The organism is Nocardioides sp. NPDC000445 (genome assembly GCF_040300245.1).
Lineage (GTDB): Bacteria > Actinomycetota > Actinomycetes > Propionibacteriales > Nocardioidaceae > Nocardioides.
The window spans coordinates 301,456-315,079 of record NZ_JBEPDH010000002.1; the positions used below are offsets into that span (position 1 = coordinate 301,456).

At 66.9% G+C, this 13,624-nt stretch carries 15 protein-coding genes and 1 tRNA gene; 8 read left to right on the forward strand and 8 right to left on the reverse strand.

Translation table 11 applies throughout. From position 1 onward, the window contains the following. Positions 1-7: 7 nt before the first annotated feature. Positions 8-424 (reverse strand): PPOX class F420-dependent oxidoreductase, encoded by a 417-nt coding sequence (locus tag ABT304_RS03945; protein WP_350713430.1) that lies wholly within the window; start codon positions 422-424, stop codon positions 8-10. Between the two features lie 290 nt (positions 425-714). On the opposite strand from ABT304_RS03945, the gene ABT304_RS03950 reads away from it, so the two are divergent. The 4 genes from ABT304_RS03950 to ABT304_RS03965 all read left to right on the forward strand — a co-directional run bounded on the left by ABT304_RS03950 (position 715) and on the right by ABT304_RS03965 (position 4,508). Continuing rightward, the gene (locus ABT304_RS03950) at positions 715-2,256 is read left to right on the forward strand and encodes a hypothetical protein (RefSeq protein ID WP_350713431.1); all 1,542 of its coding nucleotides are present in this window, start codon (positions 715-717) and stop codon (positions 2,254-2,256) included. A gap of 430 nt (positions 2,257-2,686) precedes the next feature. After that, complete coding sequence (locus tag ABT304_RS03955; protein WP_350713432.1) at positions 2,687-3,442, forward strand: tyrosine-type recombinase/integrase; 756 nt, start codon at positions 2,687-2,689, stop codon at positions 3,440-3,442. A gap of 290 nt (positions 3,443-3,732) precedes the next feature. After that, entirely contained in the window at positions 3,733-3,954 is a 222-nt protein-coding gene (locus ABT304_RS03960) for a hypothetical protein (protein WP_350713433.1), read from the forward strand. Between the two features lie 146 nt (positions 3,955-4,100). Continuing rightward, entirely contained in the window at positions 4,101-4,508 is a 408-nt protein-coding gene (locus tag ABT304_RS03965) for a GNAT family N-acetyltransferase (RefSeq protein WP_350713434.1), read from the forward strand. 105 nt (positions 4,509-4,613) lie between these two features. Here ABT304_RS03965 and ABT304_RS03970 read toward each other — a convergent pair. Then, a tRNA-Tyr gene (locus tag ABT304_RS03970) sits at positions 4,614-4,695 on the reverse strand. Between the two features lie 151 nt (positions 4,696-4,846). Between ABT304_RS03970 and ABT304_RS03975 the strand changes: the two genes are divergently transcribed. Continuing rightward, positions 4,847-5,338 (forward strand): YajQ family cyclic di-GMP-binding protein, encoded by a 492-nt coding sequence (locus ABT304_RS03975; protein WP_160025658.1) that lies wholly within the window; start codon positions 4,847-4,849, stop codon positions 5,336-5,338. Here the strand turns inward: ABT304_RS03975 and ABT304_RS03980 are convergent. Beyond that, positions 5,325-6,506: a carboxylate-amine ligase gene (locus ABT304_RS03980; RefSeq protein ID WP_350713435.1), complete on the reverse strand. Its 1,182-nt coding sequence runs from the start codon at positions 6,504-6,506 to the stop codon at positions 5,325-5,327. The two genes, ABT304_RS03975 and ABT304_RS03980, sit on opposite strands and share 14 nt — an antisense overlap. Positions 6,507-6,670: 164 nt before the next feature. Between ABT304_RS03980 and ABT304_RS03985 the strand changes: the two genes are divergently transcribed. The 3 genes from ABT304_RS03985 to ABT304_RS03995 are packed head-to-tail and all read left to right on the forward strand — an operon-like array spanning position 6,671 to position 8,467. Further along, positions 6,671-7,447: a ribosome hibernation promotion factor gene (locus ABT304_RS03985; RefSeq protein ID WP_350713436.1), complete on the forward strand. Its 777-nt coding sequence runs from the start codon at positions 6,671-6,673 to the stop codon at positions 7,445-7,447. Positions 7,448-7,474: 27 nt separating this feature from the next. Beyond that, entirely contained in the window at positions 7,475-7,969 is a 495-nt protein-coding gene (locus ABT304_RS03990) for an SRPBCC domain-containing protein (RefSeq protein WP_350713437.1), read from the forward strand. A gap of 39 nt (positions 7,970-8,008) precedes the next feature. After that, positions 8,009-8,467: an RrF2 family transcriptional regulator gene (locus tag ABT304_RS03995; RefSeq protein WP_160025663.1), complete on the forward strand. Its 459-nt coding sequence runs from the start codon at positions 8,009-8,011 to the stop codon at positions 8,465-8,467. A 94-nt stretch (positions 8,468-8,561) separates the two neighbouring features. Here the strand turns inward: ABT304_RS03995 and ABT304_RS04000 are convergent, their stop codons facing one another. The 5 genes from ABT304_RS04000 to rarD form a co-directional block, all read right to left on the reverse strand. Then, positions 8,562-9,533, reverse strand: coding sequence for a sulfate/molybdate ABC transporter ATP-binding protein (locus tag ABT304_RS04000; protein ID WP_350713438.1), 972 nt, complete (start codon positions 9,531-9,533; stop codon positions 8,562-8,564). A 13-nt stretch (positions 9,534-9,546) separates the two neighbouring features. Then, positions 9,547-10,389 (reverse strand): sulfate ABC transporter permease, encoded by an 843-nt coding sequence (locus tag ABT304_RS04005; RefSeq protein ID WP_350713439.1) that lies wholly within the window; start codon positions 10,387-10,389, stop codon positions 9,547-9,549. Beyond that, positions 10,382-11,221 carry a sulfate ABC transporter permease subunit CysT gene (gene cysT / locus ABT304_RS04010; RefSeq protein ID WP_350713440.1) on the reverse strand — a complete coding sequence of 280 codons (840 nt, stop codon included), beginning with the start codon at positions 11,219-11,221 and terminating at the stop codon, positions 10,382-10,384. The genes ABT304_RS04005 and cysT overlap by 8 nt, the downstream gene beginning before the upstream one ends. A gap of 7 nt (positions 11,222-11,228) precedes the next feature. Beyond that, positions 11,229-12,305, reverse strand: coding sequence for a sulfate ABC transporter substrate-binding protein (locus ABT304_RS04015; RefSeq protein ID WP_350713441.1), 1,077 nt, complete (start codon positions 12,303-12,305; stop codon positions 11,229-11,231). A gap of 212 nt (positions 12,306-12,517) precedes the next feature. Next, positions 12,518-13,435: an EamA family transporter RarD gene (gene rarD / locus ABT304_RS04020; RefSeq protein ID WP_350713442.1), complete on the reverse strand. Its 918-nt coding sequence runs from the start codon at positions 13,433-13,435 to the stop codon at positions 12,518-12,520. Positions 13,436-13,624: the final 189 nt, after the last annotated feature.

Sequence of the window (13,624 nt, forward strand, 5' to 3'; positions counted from 1 at the left end):
CAGCCTCCTACCAGCCCGACGGACGTATGTTGCCGAGCACCCGGGTCACGGTGATCTCGATGACCACGCGCTCCGGGTTGGGCCGGGGCTGCCGGTAGCGCTCGGCGTACCGCCGCTCGGCCTCGGCCACCGACTCCGCGTCGTCCTTGACGACCGCCGTGCCCTCCAACGTGCACCACCGCCGCCCGTCCACCTGACTGACCGCCGCCTGGGCGCCGTCGGGCCCGGCCGCGCGTACGTTGCGAACCTTCTTGCTGCCCGCGCTGCTGATGACCCGCGCGACCCCGGCCTCGGGATCGAACGTCACCCCCACCGGGACCAGATGCGGGCTGCCGTCCGGCCGGCTCGTGGTCAGGAAGCAGACCCGCCGCTCCCGCCAGAACTCATCGTTCTCTGCCGCAGATGGAGATGCGTCGACTGTCATGGTGCTCCTTCACTCAACATACGAAACACCCGGTGCCAGGGCAACGTAGGCCCTGATCTGCCCTGACGTCGCGACGATGCGCGTTGGGGGCACGGATAGGGCAGACACCCAGGAGACTCTACCCACGACGCACATCAGATCGGCTGGACCAGTCGGGCTCGAGGAGCGGCTGACGTGCAATCACGGTTGGTTGGCGTTGCTTGTGTTCATCTGCGCTTGCTTTAATGCCTTGAGCTCCTCTCCGGGTCCAGACGCAGGAGCAGGCTTCGGGGCCGGACATAGGAGCAGTAATGCGGAGGTCTGTGTTCACGGCGGTGAGCGTGCTCTCACTGATGTTCAGCCTCGCGGTCCTGCAGGCGCCATCGGCGCGTGCGGCCGTCTCCATCGGCGTCACGGCTTCGGCCTCCACGGTGAGCGAGGGGTCGGCCCTCCGGATCAGTGGCACGGCGTGGGGCGCAAGACTCGGCAGCGTCGTCGACCTCCAGCGCTGGTACGCCGGCGCTTGGCGACGGGTCGCCCGCAAGACCCTTGTCGACTCCCGCCGCTTCTCCTTCCGCATCACGCCGCCGCGGGGCATACAGCGCTACCGCGTACACAAGCCTGCGCAGCTCGGACAGGCTGCTGCTACGTCGCGGACGATCACCCTCACCATCACCTGGCGACCGAGTGTGACGGCGTCGACCTCGGTGTTCCTGCGCTCGGACCGAATGTGGGTCACGCGAGTGACGGGCAGCGCTCCGGCCGACACCCTCGTCAACGTGCAGCACTGGGACCCGGTGACCAGTGCGTGGACGACGACCGGCCCTGGCGCGGTCTCCGATTCGGCGGGGCGCTACCAGGTCGATGTCGATGGCCGCCCGACCGGCTGGCGCTTCCGCATGGTGAGCTGGCCATCCGGGCCACGGTTGAGCGGCTACTCCGCCACCCTCAGCGCAGTACAGCGGCCGGTCCCGTTGGCGATGAACCAGGAGACGCATATCCGCGCTCTCGTCGCCGACCCGGCCCCTGGCTATGCCTCGCTCACGTTGCCTGCGACCGCCGGAGACCTCGTGTCGGTCGCCATTGACTACGCCCGTGTATCGAGGGTCGGTGTCGCGCTCAACGGCACTCCGATCCCCACGATGGAACCGCCCTACCAGCATCGCGTCACCACGTTCCGCGCCCCGGCGACCGGCACCTATCGTCTGACCACCCACGTCTACGACGGCCTGTCCGAACCGGTCACGATCTGGACCTCGACCGCTAAGACGACGCCGTACGACCAGATCTGCTGCGACACCGACCAGGACCGTCCTGGCCAAATCGTGGATGTCTCCGTCCCGGCATCTCCTGACGACATGTACGTCCTGACCGTGCCGGAGTACGAGCCGTGGCCCACACACACGCGCTCATTACTTGACCCGAATGGTCTCCCGGTTCAGTCGCTCTACTCCGTGCTGACCACCTACGGCATCGCCCAGGTGTTCCGGCTGACGGAGGCCGGCGCTCATACGCTCCGCTACATCGCGTACGAGGTCGAGCCGCTTGACGTGAGGGACAAGCTGGACCCGATCGCCACCACGGACGTGACACTGGACGGCGGCCCGGTTAGCGGCGGTGCGAACTCAACGGCGAGCGCCGGCCGGTTCCGATTCGTGGTGCCAACCGGAACGACCTTCATCCTCAGCTCCCGAGAAGACGGCCAACTCCTCACACCGTCCGGGGAGAGGATCGGTGTTCGCGCTGACGAGACCTGTGTCGAGAGCGCCGCGGGAGGGCAGTACGACCTGATCGTGTGGAGCACCCTCGCACACGTCTCCGTCCGGACAGCAAAACGCTGCCCGAACCACTGACCCCACAGCCGCGCACGGGTCACAAGGCACAAGCGAAACACCCCGGTGGCCAACGTTTCCGCTGGTCACCGGGGTGTTCTCCCAGGCGTGGCAGATGAAGGATTCGAACCTTCGAAGGCAAAGCCGACGGATTTACAGAGCGTCGGACATAACCCGCTGACCTGGGCAAACACTGCGAAGATTAGTGTCGGGGGCACGAATGGGGAACACCAAGCCACGGACACTCGGGGGCGCGCGCCTAACGCCGAACGCGGCCCATGGACACCAGGCCGTGCAATCAGCTCAACCACGCGAGGTGCGTGCGCCCTCTTCGATGAAGCGACGGACCGCTTCCCCGGCGACTTCCGCAGTTGGGACTGTCTGCCCGATCGGCGTATGAACCCGCATCTCTGCAACAACTTGAGCCAAGCGAGTTCGGACGGCATCGACGATGAACCAGATCCGTACGACCCGCCGCACGACCTCGGTCGCCGTCGATCCTGGCGTCGTGGTCAACCCCGACCAAGCCCGCGCCCTGCTAGATGCGGTGCTGAAGATCGACCCGCCGCTTCACGCGTTCTTCGCCTCGATCTACTACGCAGCTCCTCGTCCTGGAGAGACACGCAACATCCGGAAGGACAACCTGACACTTCCCGATGAGGGGTGGGGAGAGATCCGCCTGCGGAAGAACTTCCAGCAGCCCGGCGCCGACTGGACCGACGATGGTGAAGTCTGGGAGGAGCGCGGCCTAAAGCATCGTGACGAGAACGACATGCGCACGGTTCCCGCTCATCCGGATCTCGTTAAGGCTTACCGCCGACACCTCGAGGAGCACGGGACCGGGGTAGGCGGACGGCTGTTCGTCACCCGCGTCGGGCGCGGCGGAAACGGCGGAGTCCCGATCGCCGGGCCGTACCAGAACCCGGTGAACATGAAGACGGTCTATCGAGTCTGGGAGGCAGCACGAGCCGGGGCACTCACACCTCGTCAGTACGCCTCAGACCTGGCGCGGCGCCCGTACGACCTCCGGCACGCGTGCGTCTCCACCTGGCTGAGCGCCGGAGTCGATGCCACACAGGTCGCCAAGTGGGCGGGACATAGCGTTGATGTGCTGATGAAGACGTACGCCAAGTGCTTAGACGACCAGGAGAACGGCGCGAAGAAGCGGATCGAGGCACTGCTGAACCCAAGAGGCGACGCCAACTAGAGCCACCGAGGTCGCCACACCACCCCGAGCTGCTCCTCAAAATCGGGGAGCAGCTCGGGCCAGACTGGCCAGCGAACAGCACTTCGGGCCATGCTTTGCAACCGAGCAGCAACCACCTCGTGCGCCGCTCGAACACCTGTGCAAGTGACATGCCGCAACCGATTCTAAAGAGTTAGTGACAAAACTCACTTTTGGGTGTTTGTAAATAGTTTCCGCGAGTAACATTATTTGTAAACTTTCGGCTAGGACTGCCCTCCTGGCCGATCAGCCACGGGATAAGGGAGAAGGCCATGGCTCTGCTTTCGCATGCAGATACTGCCGCCGACGACGGGTTTAACCTTGTCGAGTTCCTTGCGCGCCCTTGGCTGTTGCACCGATCGCGGAAGATCAGCGAAGCAGAAGCCGTCGCCCGATACCGCACGATGACCGGGATGGACGAGCCGCTTGAGTTCCGCGCCAAGCGAGCGCGGGAGAACGCTGAGAAGGTTCCGCTCACCGCCAAGACCTGGTGACCGGGACACGGGTCCTCGACTGGCGGCAAGCCGAGAGGCGAGATGCCTCCAGCCTCAAGCACTTCGTTTGCACCCATCCTGAAAAGGCACCGTACTCACGCGAGCATCACCGCAGACTCCGACACCCCCGCGAGCCAGAGTTTGAGGTGCAGCAGACTATTCGCGGGTATGCCGTTCGGCCGGAGCGGGGATGTCACCTCTGGGTTGGATACGACAACATCGGCCTGTCCGCCGTCGTCAAGTGGCGAGAGCTCGACGGACCCGACGTGATCCACCTCGACGTTGTCGGCGTCGCCATGCGGCACCGACAACCCGGAAGCACCAAGGCCGGCACCATCGCCCGCGAGGCGATCGAGGTCGCTCTCAGCGAGGCTGAGGCTTACGCCGTAGCCAAGAGGTGCGAGGAGTTGTACGCCGAAGGCGAGATCCACCGCACCAACAGCGGAAGCCTGCGGCTGATGCAGAGTTTCGGGTTCGCGTTCGTCGACGAGTTCCCGAGCGGTGCGCAAACGTGGGCCAAACGCGTCCCCCTCATCCCGCCAGGGCAGGAATAGGGCACAGACAGCCGTAGATCACCGGACATCACCGGACACGGCCGGACAAGCGAAACACCCCGGTGGCCAGCATTTCCGCTGGTCACCGGGGTGTTCTCCCAGGCGTGGCAGATGAAGGATTCGAACCTTCGAAGGCAAAGCCGACGGATTTACAGTCCGCTCCCATTGGCCGCTCGGGCAATCTGCCTGGGTTGTACGCGCGCCCGGTCAAGGGGATCGCGACAGCAATAAACAATAGCGCAGGGGCTGGCGTCGTACGAAAACGGCACGAGGTCCTAGGGTGAGACAGGTACGTTCCCGGGGCGCACAGTCCTGGTCAGAAGCTAGAGGAGAGAGTCATGGCGGACTCGTCGTTCGACATCGTGAGCAAGATCGATCGCCAGGAGGTCGACAACGCGCTGAGCCAGACCGCGCGGGAGATCGCGACGCGGTTCGACTTCAAGGGGACCAACGCGACCATCGAGTGGAGCGGTGAGCAGGGGATCGAGATCTCGGCCTCCGCCGACGACCGCGCCAGCGCTGTGCTCTCGGTCTTCCAGGACAAGCTGATCAAGCGCAAGCAGTCGCTGAAGATCCTCGACGCGAGCGAGCCGCGTCAGTCGGGGCAGCAGTCGAAGATCTCGATCACCCTCAAGGAGGGCATCTCCTCCGAGGACGCCAAGAAGATCTCCAAGCTGATCCGCGACGAGGGCCCCAAGGGCGTCAAGGCGCAGATCCAGGGCGACGAGCTCCGCGTCTCCTCCAAGAAGCGCGACGACCTGCAGACCGTGATCTCGCTGGTCAAGGGCCAGGACTACGACTTCGCGGTGCAGTTCATCAACTACCGCTGAGTCGCTGCGCCTGCGTCGTTGCGGCAGCGAGCGCGGCGACGAAGGCAGCTGGCGAGCTGGCCCGCCGAAACAGGGCACGTTGCCTTTCGGCCCCGCCACCAACGGCACGTAGACGGTTGATGGTGGAGAGCACCAACGCTTCGTCTCCGTGTGCCCGCAGATATGGCTGAACTCGGGAGACCATCGCATCGACCAGCAGCCCGGAGCGCACGAGCCTGCCGGTCTGCGGATCGGGCGCCACTCCGCGAAGGCCCCCTCGAGCGGCAGACCGGCAGGACCGCTGAAGCAGCTCCTGCCGGACGGGTACCACGGGCCGCGCGGCAACCGCGTCGTCGACCGCCATGCTGACCAGGGCGCGCACCAGTCCGGCGTACGCCACGGTTTCCTCAGCGGTCAAGCTCATGTCGGCCAGTCTGACCTCGATGGTGGGGTATCCGGGTGAGAGACGTGCCAGGAAGTACACGCTCCGACTGTCCATCGCCAAGCCCGACCCGACGGCCTCGTCGACCATCTGGTCGTACGCCTCCGCCGAGCGCACCGGTGGGGCGGGCGTGAAGGTCGGCCAACGCGAGGCGAGGTTGAAGCGCTGGCTGGCCCAGCCGGTGACCTCGCCCTCCCAGATGGGTGAGTTCGCGGCCAATGCGATGAGAGGCGGCAACCAGGGGCGGAACCGGAGCAGGGCTTCCACGGCGAGCTGTCTGGTCGGCACACCGACGTGGACATGGCAACCGCAGGTTCCGTTGGTGCGCATGGCCGCCGGGAAGAGCCGCGCGAGCTCGTTGTAGCGAGGTTCATTCGTCACCTGGGGTCGGTCGGGCAGTCCGAACGGCGATACTCCTGTGGCGACGGCCATGACGCCGTGACGGCTCGCGACCTCCGCGACCCGGCGACGCAAGGTGATCAGGGCGTCCTGGACTTCCGCGAGGGTGGTGCACACCGGCGTCCGCGCCTCCACCATGAACAGCATCGACTCGGTGACGACGCGTGTCGGGTAGCCACATTCGCGGATGATCTCGACCGCCGCCGGGACAACCGCACCGCTGCATGGGTCGAGCAGGGTGAACTCCTCCTCCACGCCGACGGTCGGTGCACAGCTGTCGTCAGCCGATCCACCCAGCTCGCTCGCCTCGGCAGGCGTGCTGCCCCGGTCGAAAACAGTCGCGCGCATGCCCTCGCCTTCCCCATCGGTCGATCAATCACCAGCGTCGGAGACCGACCGCTGCACAGGCAGGGCCGAGAAGCACGCCACCGCAGGACCTTGGGCACTAAACCCGGACAGCCCAACCGAGGTTGCATCGAGAGGGGGCCATGGAGCCCCACGAGGAGGGACGAATGCCAATCACCAAGAACCCGATCCCGGTCGAGGTCACCCTGCGCGGCAACGTCGGCGAGTTCGCCGGAAAGTACGCACGAGACAAGATCGCCACAGCGCTCGACATCGCGCACGGACCGGTGTTGACGGCGCACGTCGTGCTGGACTGGCGGCGCAACCCGGCGTCGGAGAACCATGCCATCGCGGAGGCGTCGGCGAACGTCGACGGCCTGGTGGTGCGGGCGAAGACAGCGGCCCCGACCATGCCGGAGGCCGTCGACGACCTGGAGTACCGACTGCGCCGGCAGTTGGCACACCTGCAGGATCGCAACCGCACGCAGCACCGTCGGACGAGCGTCCCGGCCGAGCACGAGTGGCGCCACGGCGACCTCCCACGCCATCGAGTTCCCCACTTCCCGAGGCCGGCGGAGAGCCGTGAGGTGGTCCGCCGCAAGTCGTTCGCGAGCGCGCCGATGACGCCCGACGAGGCGGCGTACGAGATGACCCTGCTCGATCACGACTTCTTTCTCTACCGAGACGCCGCTTCGGGCGCGCCCACCCTGGTGCACCGTCTCTCCGGAGGTGGGTACGGCGTCCAAGGAGCCGAGGCTGACGCAGCCCGCGACGCGGCGACCCAGGCGGCCCCACCGCCCTCGCTGACCGAAGCCCAGGCACGTGCTCGGCTGGAGATCGACGGTGAGCCGTTCGTCTTCTACCGCGAGGCGGACACCGGCGCCGGCTGCGTGCTGTATCACCGGTACGACGGACACTACGGCCTGATCGAGCTCGCCGACTGACGTCCCCGGCAGCACTAGGCTCCTGCCGTGAGCTACCAGCACCCGAGAGCCTCGGTAGAGATCGACGCCCCGATCGAGATGGTGTGGCGGGTGATGGTCGAGACCGAGTCGTACGCCGCGTGGAACCCGTTCGTCGTCCGGGCCGAGACCGCCCAGCCAGCGGCGGTCGGCAACCCGATCGTGCTGCATGTGACCTGGGCGAACGGCGGCCGCTCGCGCTCGCCGGAGCGGATCTCGGCGCTTGAGCCACCGGTAGTCGGCGAGGACGGGGTCGGGGCTGCGTACCTGGCCTATGTCTATGAGGGCTGGCCGGCGCGGCTCGGCCTGGTGCGGGGCGTACGTCACCAGCGCCTGACCCAGCGGCCCGGCGCGCCGACGCGCTACGAGACGGTCGAGGAGTTCTCCGGCCCGCTGGTCGGGCTGGCCGGGCCTGAGCGGGTTGCCGACGGATTCCGGCGGCATGCCGCGGCCCTCAAGGTGCGATCCGAGACGCTCGTGAATGAAAGTGGACTTGACCACTAGATTGAGCGAAATTCTGCATTCATCTGCAAGAATGTGGCCGTGCGAGTATCTGCCAAGTCCGACTACGCCCTCCGCGCCCTCATCGAGATGGCCGCGCGCGAGGACGGAAAAGCTGTCAGCGCCGAGGAGCTCGGCCGCGCCCAGGAGATCCCCCACGGGTTCCTGCAGGCGATCCTCGCCGACCTCCGCAAGGCCGGCGTGGTCATCTCACAGCGCGGCCAGTCAGGCGGCTGGCGCCTGGCCCGGAAGGCCGAGGACGTCTCCGTCGCCGACGTGATCCGCGCCGTCGACGGTCCGCTGGTCTCGGTCTACGGGCTGCGCCCCGAGGGGGTCACCTACAACGAGCGCGCCGACGTCCTCCAGCACGTGTGGATCGCCGCCCGCGACTCGCTGCGCGAGGTCTTCGAGAAGGTCTCCATCGCCGAGCTCGCCTCCCGCGAGCTGCCCGACGAGGTCACCACCCGCACCGCGCGCGACGAGGCGTGGCTGCCTCACTGATCCTCCGGCACGGTATGCCGAGAAAGGCCCACATCCCGCGCGGAACTCCGCTGGGGATGTGGGCCTTCGGCTGCATACCTTGGCGAAGGAACCTCTACGCCGCCGGCGCCGGCATCGTGTAAGCCCCCGGCGACGGCGTGACGAAGACGTTGACGCCCTCCTCGAGCCGCAGAGCCCGGGCATGCGTACGCGTCAGCTCGGCGGTCACGACCTCACCGTCGTCGGTGAGGACCGTCAGGCGCACCTCGAAGCCGATCCGCAGGACGCGCGAGACGGTGCCCTCGAGCGAGTGCTCGGAGATCGGCGACGGGGTGACCTCGACGTCATGGGGCCGGATCAACGACCCGCCCAGGGTGGTGACGTCGCCGAGGAACGACATCACGAAGTCGTTGGCGGGCTCGTCGTAGAGCTGCTCGGGGGTGCCGATCTGCTCGATGCCACCCTGGTTGACGACCACGATCTCGTCGGCGACCTCGAGGGCCTCCTCCTGGTCGTGGGTCACGAAGACGGTGGTCACGTGCACCTCGTCGTGGAGCCGTCGCAGCCAGTCCCGCAGCTCCTTGCGTACCTTCGCGTCCAGGGCGCCGAAGGGCTCGTCGAGCAGCAGCACGGACGGCTCGATCGCCAGCGCCCGGGCCAGCGCCATCCGCTGCCGCTGGCCGCCGGAGAGCTGCGAGGGCAGCCGGTGGGCGAACTGCGAGAGGTGGACGAGCTCGAGCAGCTCCTCGACCTTCTTGGCGACCTCCGCCTTGGGGCGCTTGCGGATCTCCAGACCAAAGGCGACATTGCGGGCCACCGAGAGATGCTTGAACGCGGCGTAGTGCTGGAAGACGAAGCCCACGTTGCGCTTCTGGACCGGCAGCGACGTCGCGTCCTTGCCCTCGATCACGACCGACCCGGTGTCGGGCGTCTCCAGCCCGGCGATGACCCGCAGCAGCGTGGTCTTGCCGCCGCCGGAGGGCCCCAGCAGGGCGGTCAGCTGCCCGGTCGGGATGGTCAGGTTGATGTCCTCCAGGGCGACGAAGTCGCCGTAACGCTTGTTGACACCACTTACTTCGATGCTCATGGGATGTGTCCTTTCACCGCACGCGCGCACCGCGGGCGCGCAGCACGAAGACGATGAGGATGCAGATGACCGAGACGCTGGCGAGGAGGAAGGCGACTGCGTACGCGCCCTGCTGGTCGAAGTTGAGGTATTTCTCCTCGACCGCGAGGGTGGCGGTGCGGGTCTGGCCGAGCACGTTTCCGGAGACGACCTTGACCGCGCCGAACTCGCCCAGCGACCGGGCCAGGGTGAGCACGACGCCGTAGATGACGGCCCACTTGATGCCCGGGAGCGTGATCCGCCAGAACGTCTGCCAGCTGCTCGCGCCGAGCGACGCGGCGGCCTGCTCCTGCTCGGTGCCGATCTCCTCCAGCACCGGGATGACCTCGCGGATGACCAGCGGCAGCGAGACGAACGCGGTCGCCATGATGATGCCCGGCGTCGAGAAGATGATCTGGATCCCGGCCGACTCGAGCGTCGGCCCGAACCAGCCGTCGCGGCCGCCGTAGACGAGCACGAGCGCCAGGCCGACGACGATCGGCGAGACCGACAACGGCAGGTCGATCATCGCGCTCAGGATGCGCTTGCCGGGAAATTCCGTACGCACCAGCAGCAGCGAGATCGAGACGCCGAAGAGCAGGTTGATCAGCGTAGCGACCACTGCGGCCACGCAGGTCAGCTGGATCGCGTGCATCATCTGCGGGTCGTTGAAGATCGCGGTGAACGCCTCGGTCGTGAACCCGATGTCGGGCACGTAGAAGGCGTTCCAGGCGACCAGGACCACCGGCCAGGCCACCAGGAGCCCGAGGTAGGCGATGACGATGACGCGAAGGACGTACGTCAGCGGGGTGCGGGGAGCACGACGGGTCTCAGCCACGGCGGACCATCCTCCTCTGGACCAGGTCGAGGACGACGATGACGAGAAGGGAGACGCCCAGCAGCAACGCCGCGATCGCCGCCGCGCCCTCCGGGTTGTCGTTCTCGATCGCGGACAGGATCCGCACCGAGGCGACCTCGGACTTGAACGGCAGGTTGCCCGAAAGCAGGACCAGGGAGCCGTACTCCCCCATCCCGCGCGCGAAGGAGAGCGCCGCGCCCGCCGCGATGGCCGGGGCCAGCGACGGCAGGATGATCCGCCAGAACGTGGTGAACCGGGAGGCCCCCAGAGAGGCAGCGGCCTCCTCCACATCGGTGTCGAGCTCCTCGAGGACGGGCTGCACCATGCGTACGACGAAGGGCAGCGTCACGAAGGCGAGGGCGAGGTAGACCGACGTCGACGTGTTCGCCCAGTGCAGGCCGAGGGGTGACTCGGCGCCGTAGAGGGAGAGCAGCACGAGGCCCGCGACGATCGTCGGCAGTGCGAACGGGATGTCGATGATGACCTCGAGCAGACCCTTGCCCCAGAACTTGTCGCGGACCAGGACCCAGGCGATCACGGTGCCGATGACGACGTTGATCAGGGTGACCACGATGGCCGCACGGATCGTCAGCAGGATCGCCGACGCGGTCTGCTCGTTGGTGAGCTGGTCCGCGAAGGCCGACCAGCCGCCGCTGGAGGCGGTGATGATGACCGCCACCAGCGGGATGAGGACGAGCAGGCTGAACCAGAGCATCGTGATGCCGAGCCCGATGCCGCTGGTCCTTGTCAGAGTGTTGCCCGGCCGACTGCGACGGGCAGCCGGCCCGGCCGTAGGGATGGTTGTCGTCATGACCGGACTACTGCGAGGCCTTGCCGGACTTGGCGATGGAGTCGGTCACGATGCCGAGGGCCTCGCCGTCCTCACCGGTGCCGAAGAGCTTCTCCTTGACGCCCGACCAGTCGCGGCCGCCGAAGTCGTTCTCCAGGGTGAGCAGCTGCTTCGGCGCCGGGAACGGGTCGGCCGGGTCCTTGGCGCCCTTGATGTCCTCCGGCTCGAGCCCGATCGCGTCCCAGTCGACGACGCCGGGCTCGGCGGTGTTGACCGGGCGGAAGCCGGTCAGCGCGAACTGCTTCTGACCGCCCTTCGGGTCGAGGACGAAGTCGAGCCAGTCCTGAGACGGCTTGGAGGAGTCCTTGAGGATGGCGCCGGGGTTCTCGATCAGGACGGTGGAGTCCGGGATGATGTACTCGAAGCCCTCACCCTGCTGGGCCGCGAGGATCGCCTCGTTCTCGTAGGCGAGCAGCACGTCACCGGTGCCGCCGAGGAAGGCGGTGGTGGCGTCGCGACCGGAGTTGGTCAGGGTGACGACGTTCTTGAAGAGCTTGTCGAGGTACGCCTTGCCCTCCTCCTCGGTGCCACCGTTCTTCACCACGGAGCCCCAGGCGGCCAGCGCGTTCCAGCGGGCGGCGCCGGAGGAGGCCGGGTTGGCCGTGACCACGCCGACCCCGGGCTTCACGAGGTCCTCCCAGCCCTGGATGTTCTTCGGGTTGCCCTCACGGACACCCAGCACGACGACCGAGCTGGACACGATGCCCTTGTTGTCGCCGTCGTCCCACGACGCGTCCACGAGTCCGGCCTTCTCCAGGCGCTGTACGTCGGTGCCGACGGACAGGTGGACGTAGTCGGCCTTCAGGCCGGACTCGACCGCACGGCTCTGGTCGCCCGAGGCGCCGTACGAGGTCTGGAAGGTGACGCCTTCGCCCTCAGGGGTCTTGTTGAACTCCTTGGCGATCGCCTTGTTGGCCGTCTCGGGGACGGCGAAGCCGACGATGGAGATCGACTCCGCGTCGCTGTCGCCGCCGGAGCCACCGCACGCGGTCAAGGTCAGGATGCTCGCAGCGGCCACGGCCACTGCAACCTTGATCTTCTTCATCTGGTTCCTCACTTCTGCCCTGCCGAGTCAAGGTCGATCGGGTTACGAATGTCGAGGAGAATACTTGAATTAGTCGAGTGAGTGTGAAAACACCCGAACGGTCCGCTCCTTGGACGGCCACCAGTCGCCGAGACGTCACTCAGGTCGGTCGAGATGGCACGTGGGTGCCATCTCGACCGACCTGAGTGACGTCTCGGCCGGCGGAGGCGGGACTAGACGGTCGTCGAGCTCGGCGGGGTCACGAGCGTCCGCAGCACCGTGCGGCGATGGTGGACGGCCTCGGCGCTGAAGATGATCAGGGCGATCCAGACGATCGCGAAGCCGGCCCAGCGGCCGGGAGGCATCGCCTCGTGGGCGATGAAGACGCCGACGGCGAACTGCAGGATCGGGGCGAGGTACTGGAGCAGCCCGATCGTGACCATCGGCACCCGGATGGCCGCCGCGCCGAAGCAGGCCAGCGGCACGACGGTGATGATGCCGAGGCTGATCAGGAGGAGTACGTGGAGGACACCGTGGCCGAAGAGCGTGCCGTTGCCGGTCGCCTGCAGAGCGATGATCAGGGCCAGCGCGAACGGCGCCGTCACGGCGGTCTCAACGGCCAGCGACTCGAACGGCCCGACGCCCGCGCTCTTCTTGAGCAGCCCGTAGGTGCCGAACGAGAAGGCCAGGATCAGCGCGACCCACGGCAGCCGGCCGTAGTCGACGGTGAGCACGACGGTGGCCACGAACGCGATCCCGAGCGCGACCCACTGCAGCCTCCGCATCCGCTCACGCAGGATGATCACGCCCATCAACATCGTGACCAGCGGGTTGGTGAAGTAGCCCAGGCTCGTCTCCACGATCCGCCCGTTGTTGACACCCCAGATGTACGTCACCCAGTTGATCGAGATCACCGCCGCAGCCGCAGTCAGCAGCATGAGCTTGCGCCGGTCGCGCAGGATCGCGGCCACCTGCTGGCGGCGCCCCACGATCAGCACCAGCGCTCCGGCCACGACCAGCGACCACACGATCCGGTGGCCCAGGATCTCCCAGGCCCCGGCGGGCTCCATGAGCGGGAAGTAGAGCGGGAACGCTCCCCACATAATGTAGGCAGCGGCGCCGAACATCACTCCACGCCGTTGCTCATTCACGTCGCCACGGTACTGCCATGCCGCCGAATCCCTTTACCGAATATCGCGCCCTGGATTCCCACCCCACCAGACCTGCCTCGCTGGTCGAGCCCGCGAGCGCCAGCGAGCGGTGTCGAGACCAACACAGCCCATATGCGACCATGTTGGTCTCGACACGCCTCCGCCTAGCGGCTCCGGCGGCTCGACCAG

What these genes read in the sequence shown, in the direction of transcription:
- ABT304_RS03980 (WP_350713435.1), bottom strand. Translation starts at nt 6,506, where the DNA reads ATGCGCGCGACTGTTTTCGACCGGGGCAGCACGCCTGCCGAGGCGAGC.
- ABT304_RS04015 (WP_350713441.1), bottom strand. Translation starts at nt 12,305, where the DNA reads ATGAAGAAGATCAAGGTTGCAGTGGCCGTGGCCGCTGCGAGCATCCTG.
- ABT304_RS04000 (WP_350713438.1), bottom strand. Translation starts at nt 9,533, where the DNA reads ATGAGCATCGAAGTAAGTGGTGTCAACAAGCGTTACGGCGACTTCGTC.
- ABT304_RS03955 (WP_350713432.1), top strand. Translation starts at nt 2,687, where the DNA reads ATGAACCAGATCCGTACGACCCGCCGCACGACCTCGGTCGCCGTCGAT.
- ABT304_RS03960 (WP_350713433.1), top strand. Translation starts at nt 3,733, where the DNA reads ATGGCTCTGCTTTCGCATGCAGATACTGCCGCCGACGACGGGTTTAAC.
- ABT304_RS03975 (WP_160025658.1), top strand. Translation starts at nt 4,847, where the DNA reads ATGGCGGACTCGTCGTTCGACATCGTGAGCAAGATCGATCGCCAGGAG.
- ABT304_RS03950 (WP_350713431.1), top strand. Translation starts at nt 715, where the DNA reads ATGCGGAGGTCTGTGTTCACGGCGGTGAGCGTGCTCTCACTGATGTTC.
- ABT304_RS03945 (WP_350713430.1), bottom strand. Translation starts at nt 424, where the DNA reads ATGACAGTCGACGCATCTCCATCTGCGGCAGAGAACGATGAGTTCTGG.
- cysT (WP_350713440.1), bottom strand. Translation starts at nt 11,221, where the DNA reads ATGACGACAACCATCCCTACGGCCGGGCCGGCTGCCCGTCGCAGTCGG.
- ABT304_RS03985 (WP_350713436.1), top strand. Translation starts at nt 6,671, where the DNA reads ATGCCAATCACCAAGAACCCGATCCCGGTCGAGGTCACCCTGCGCGGC.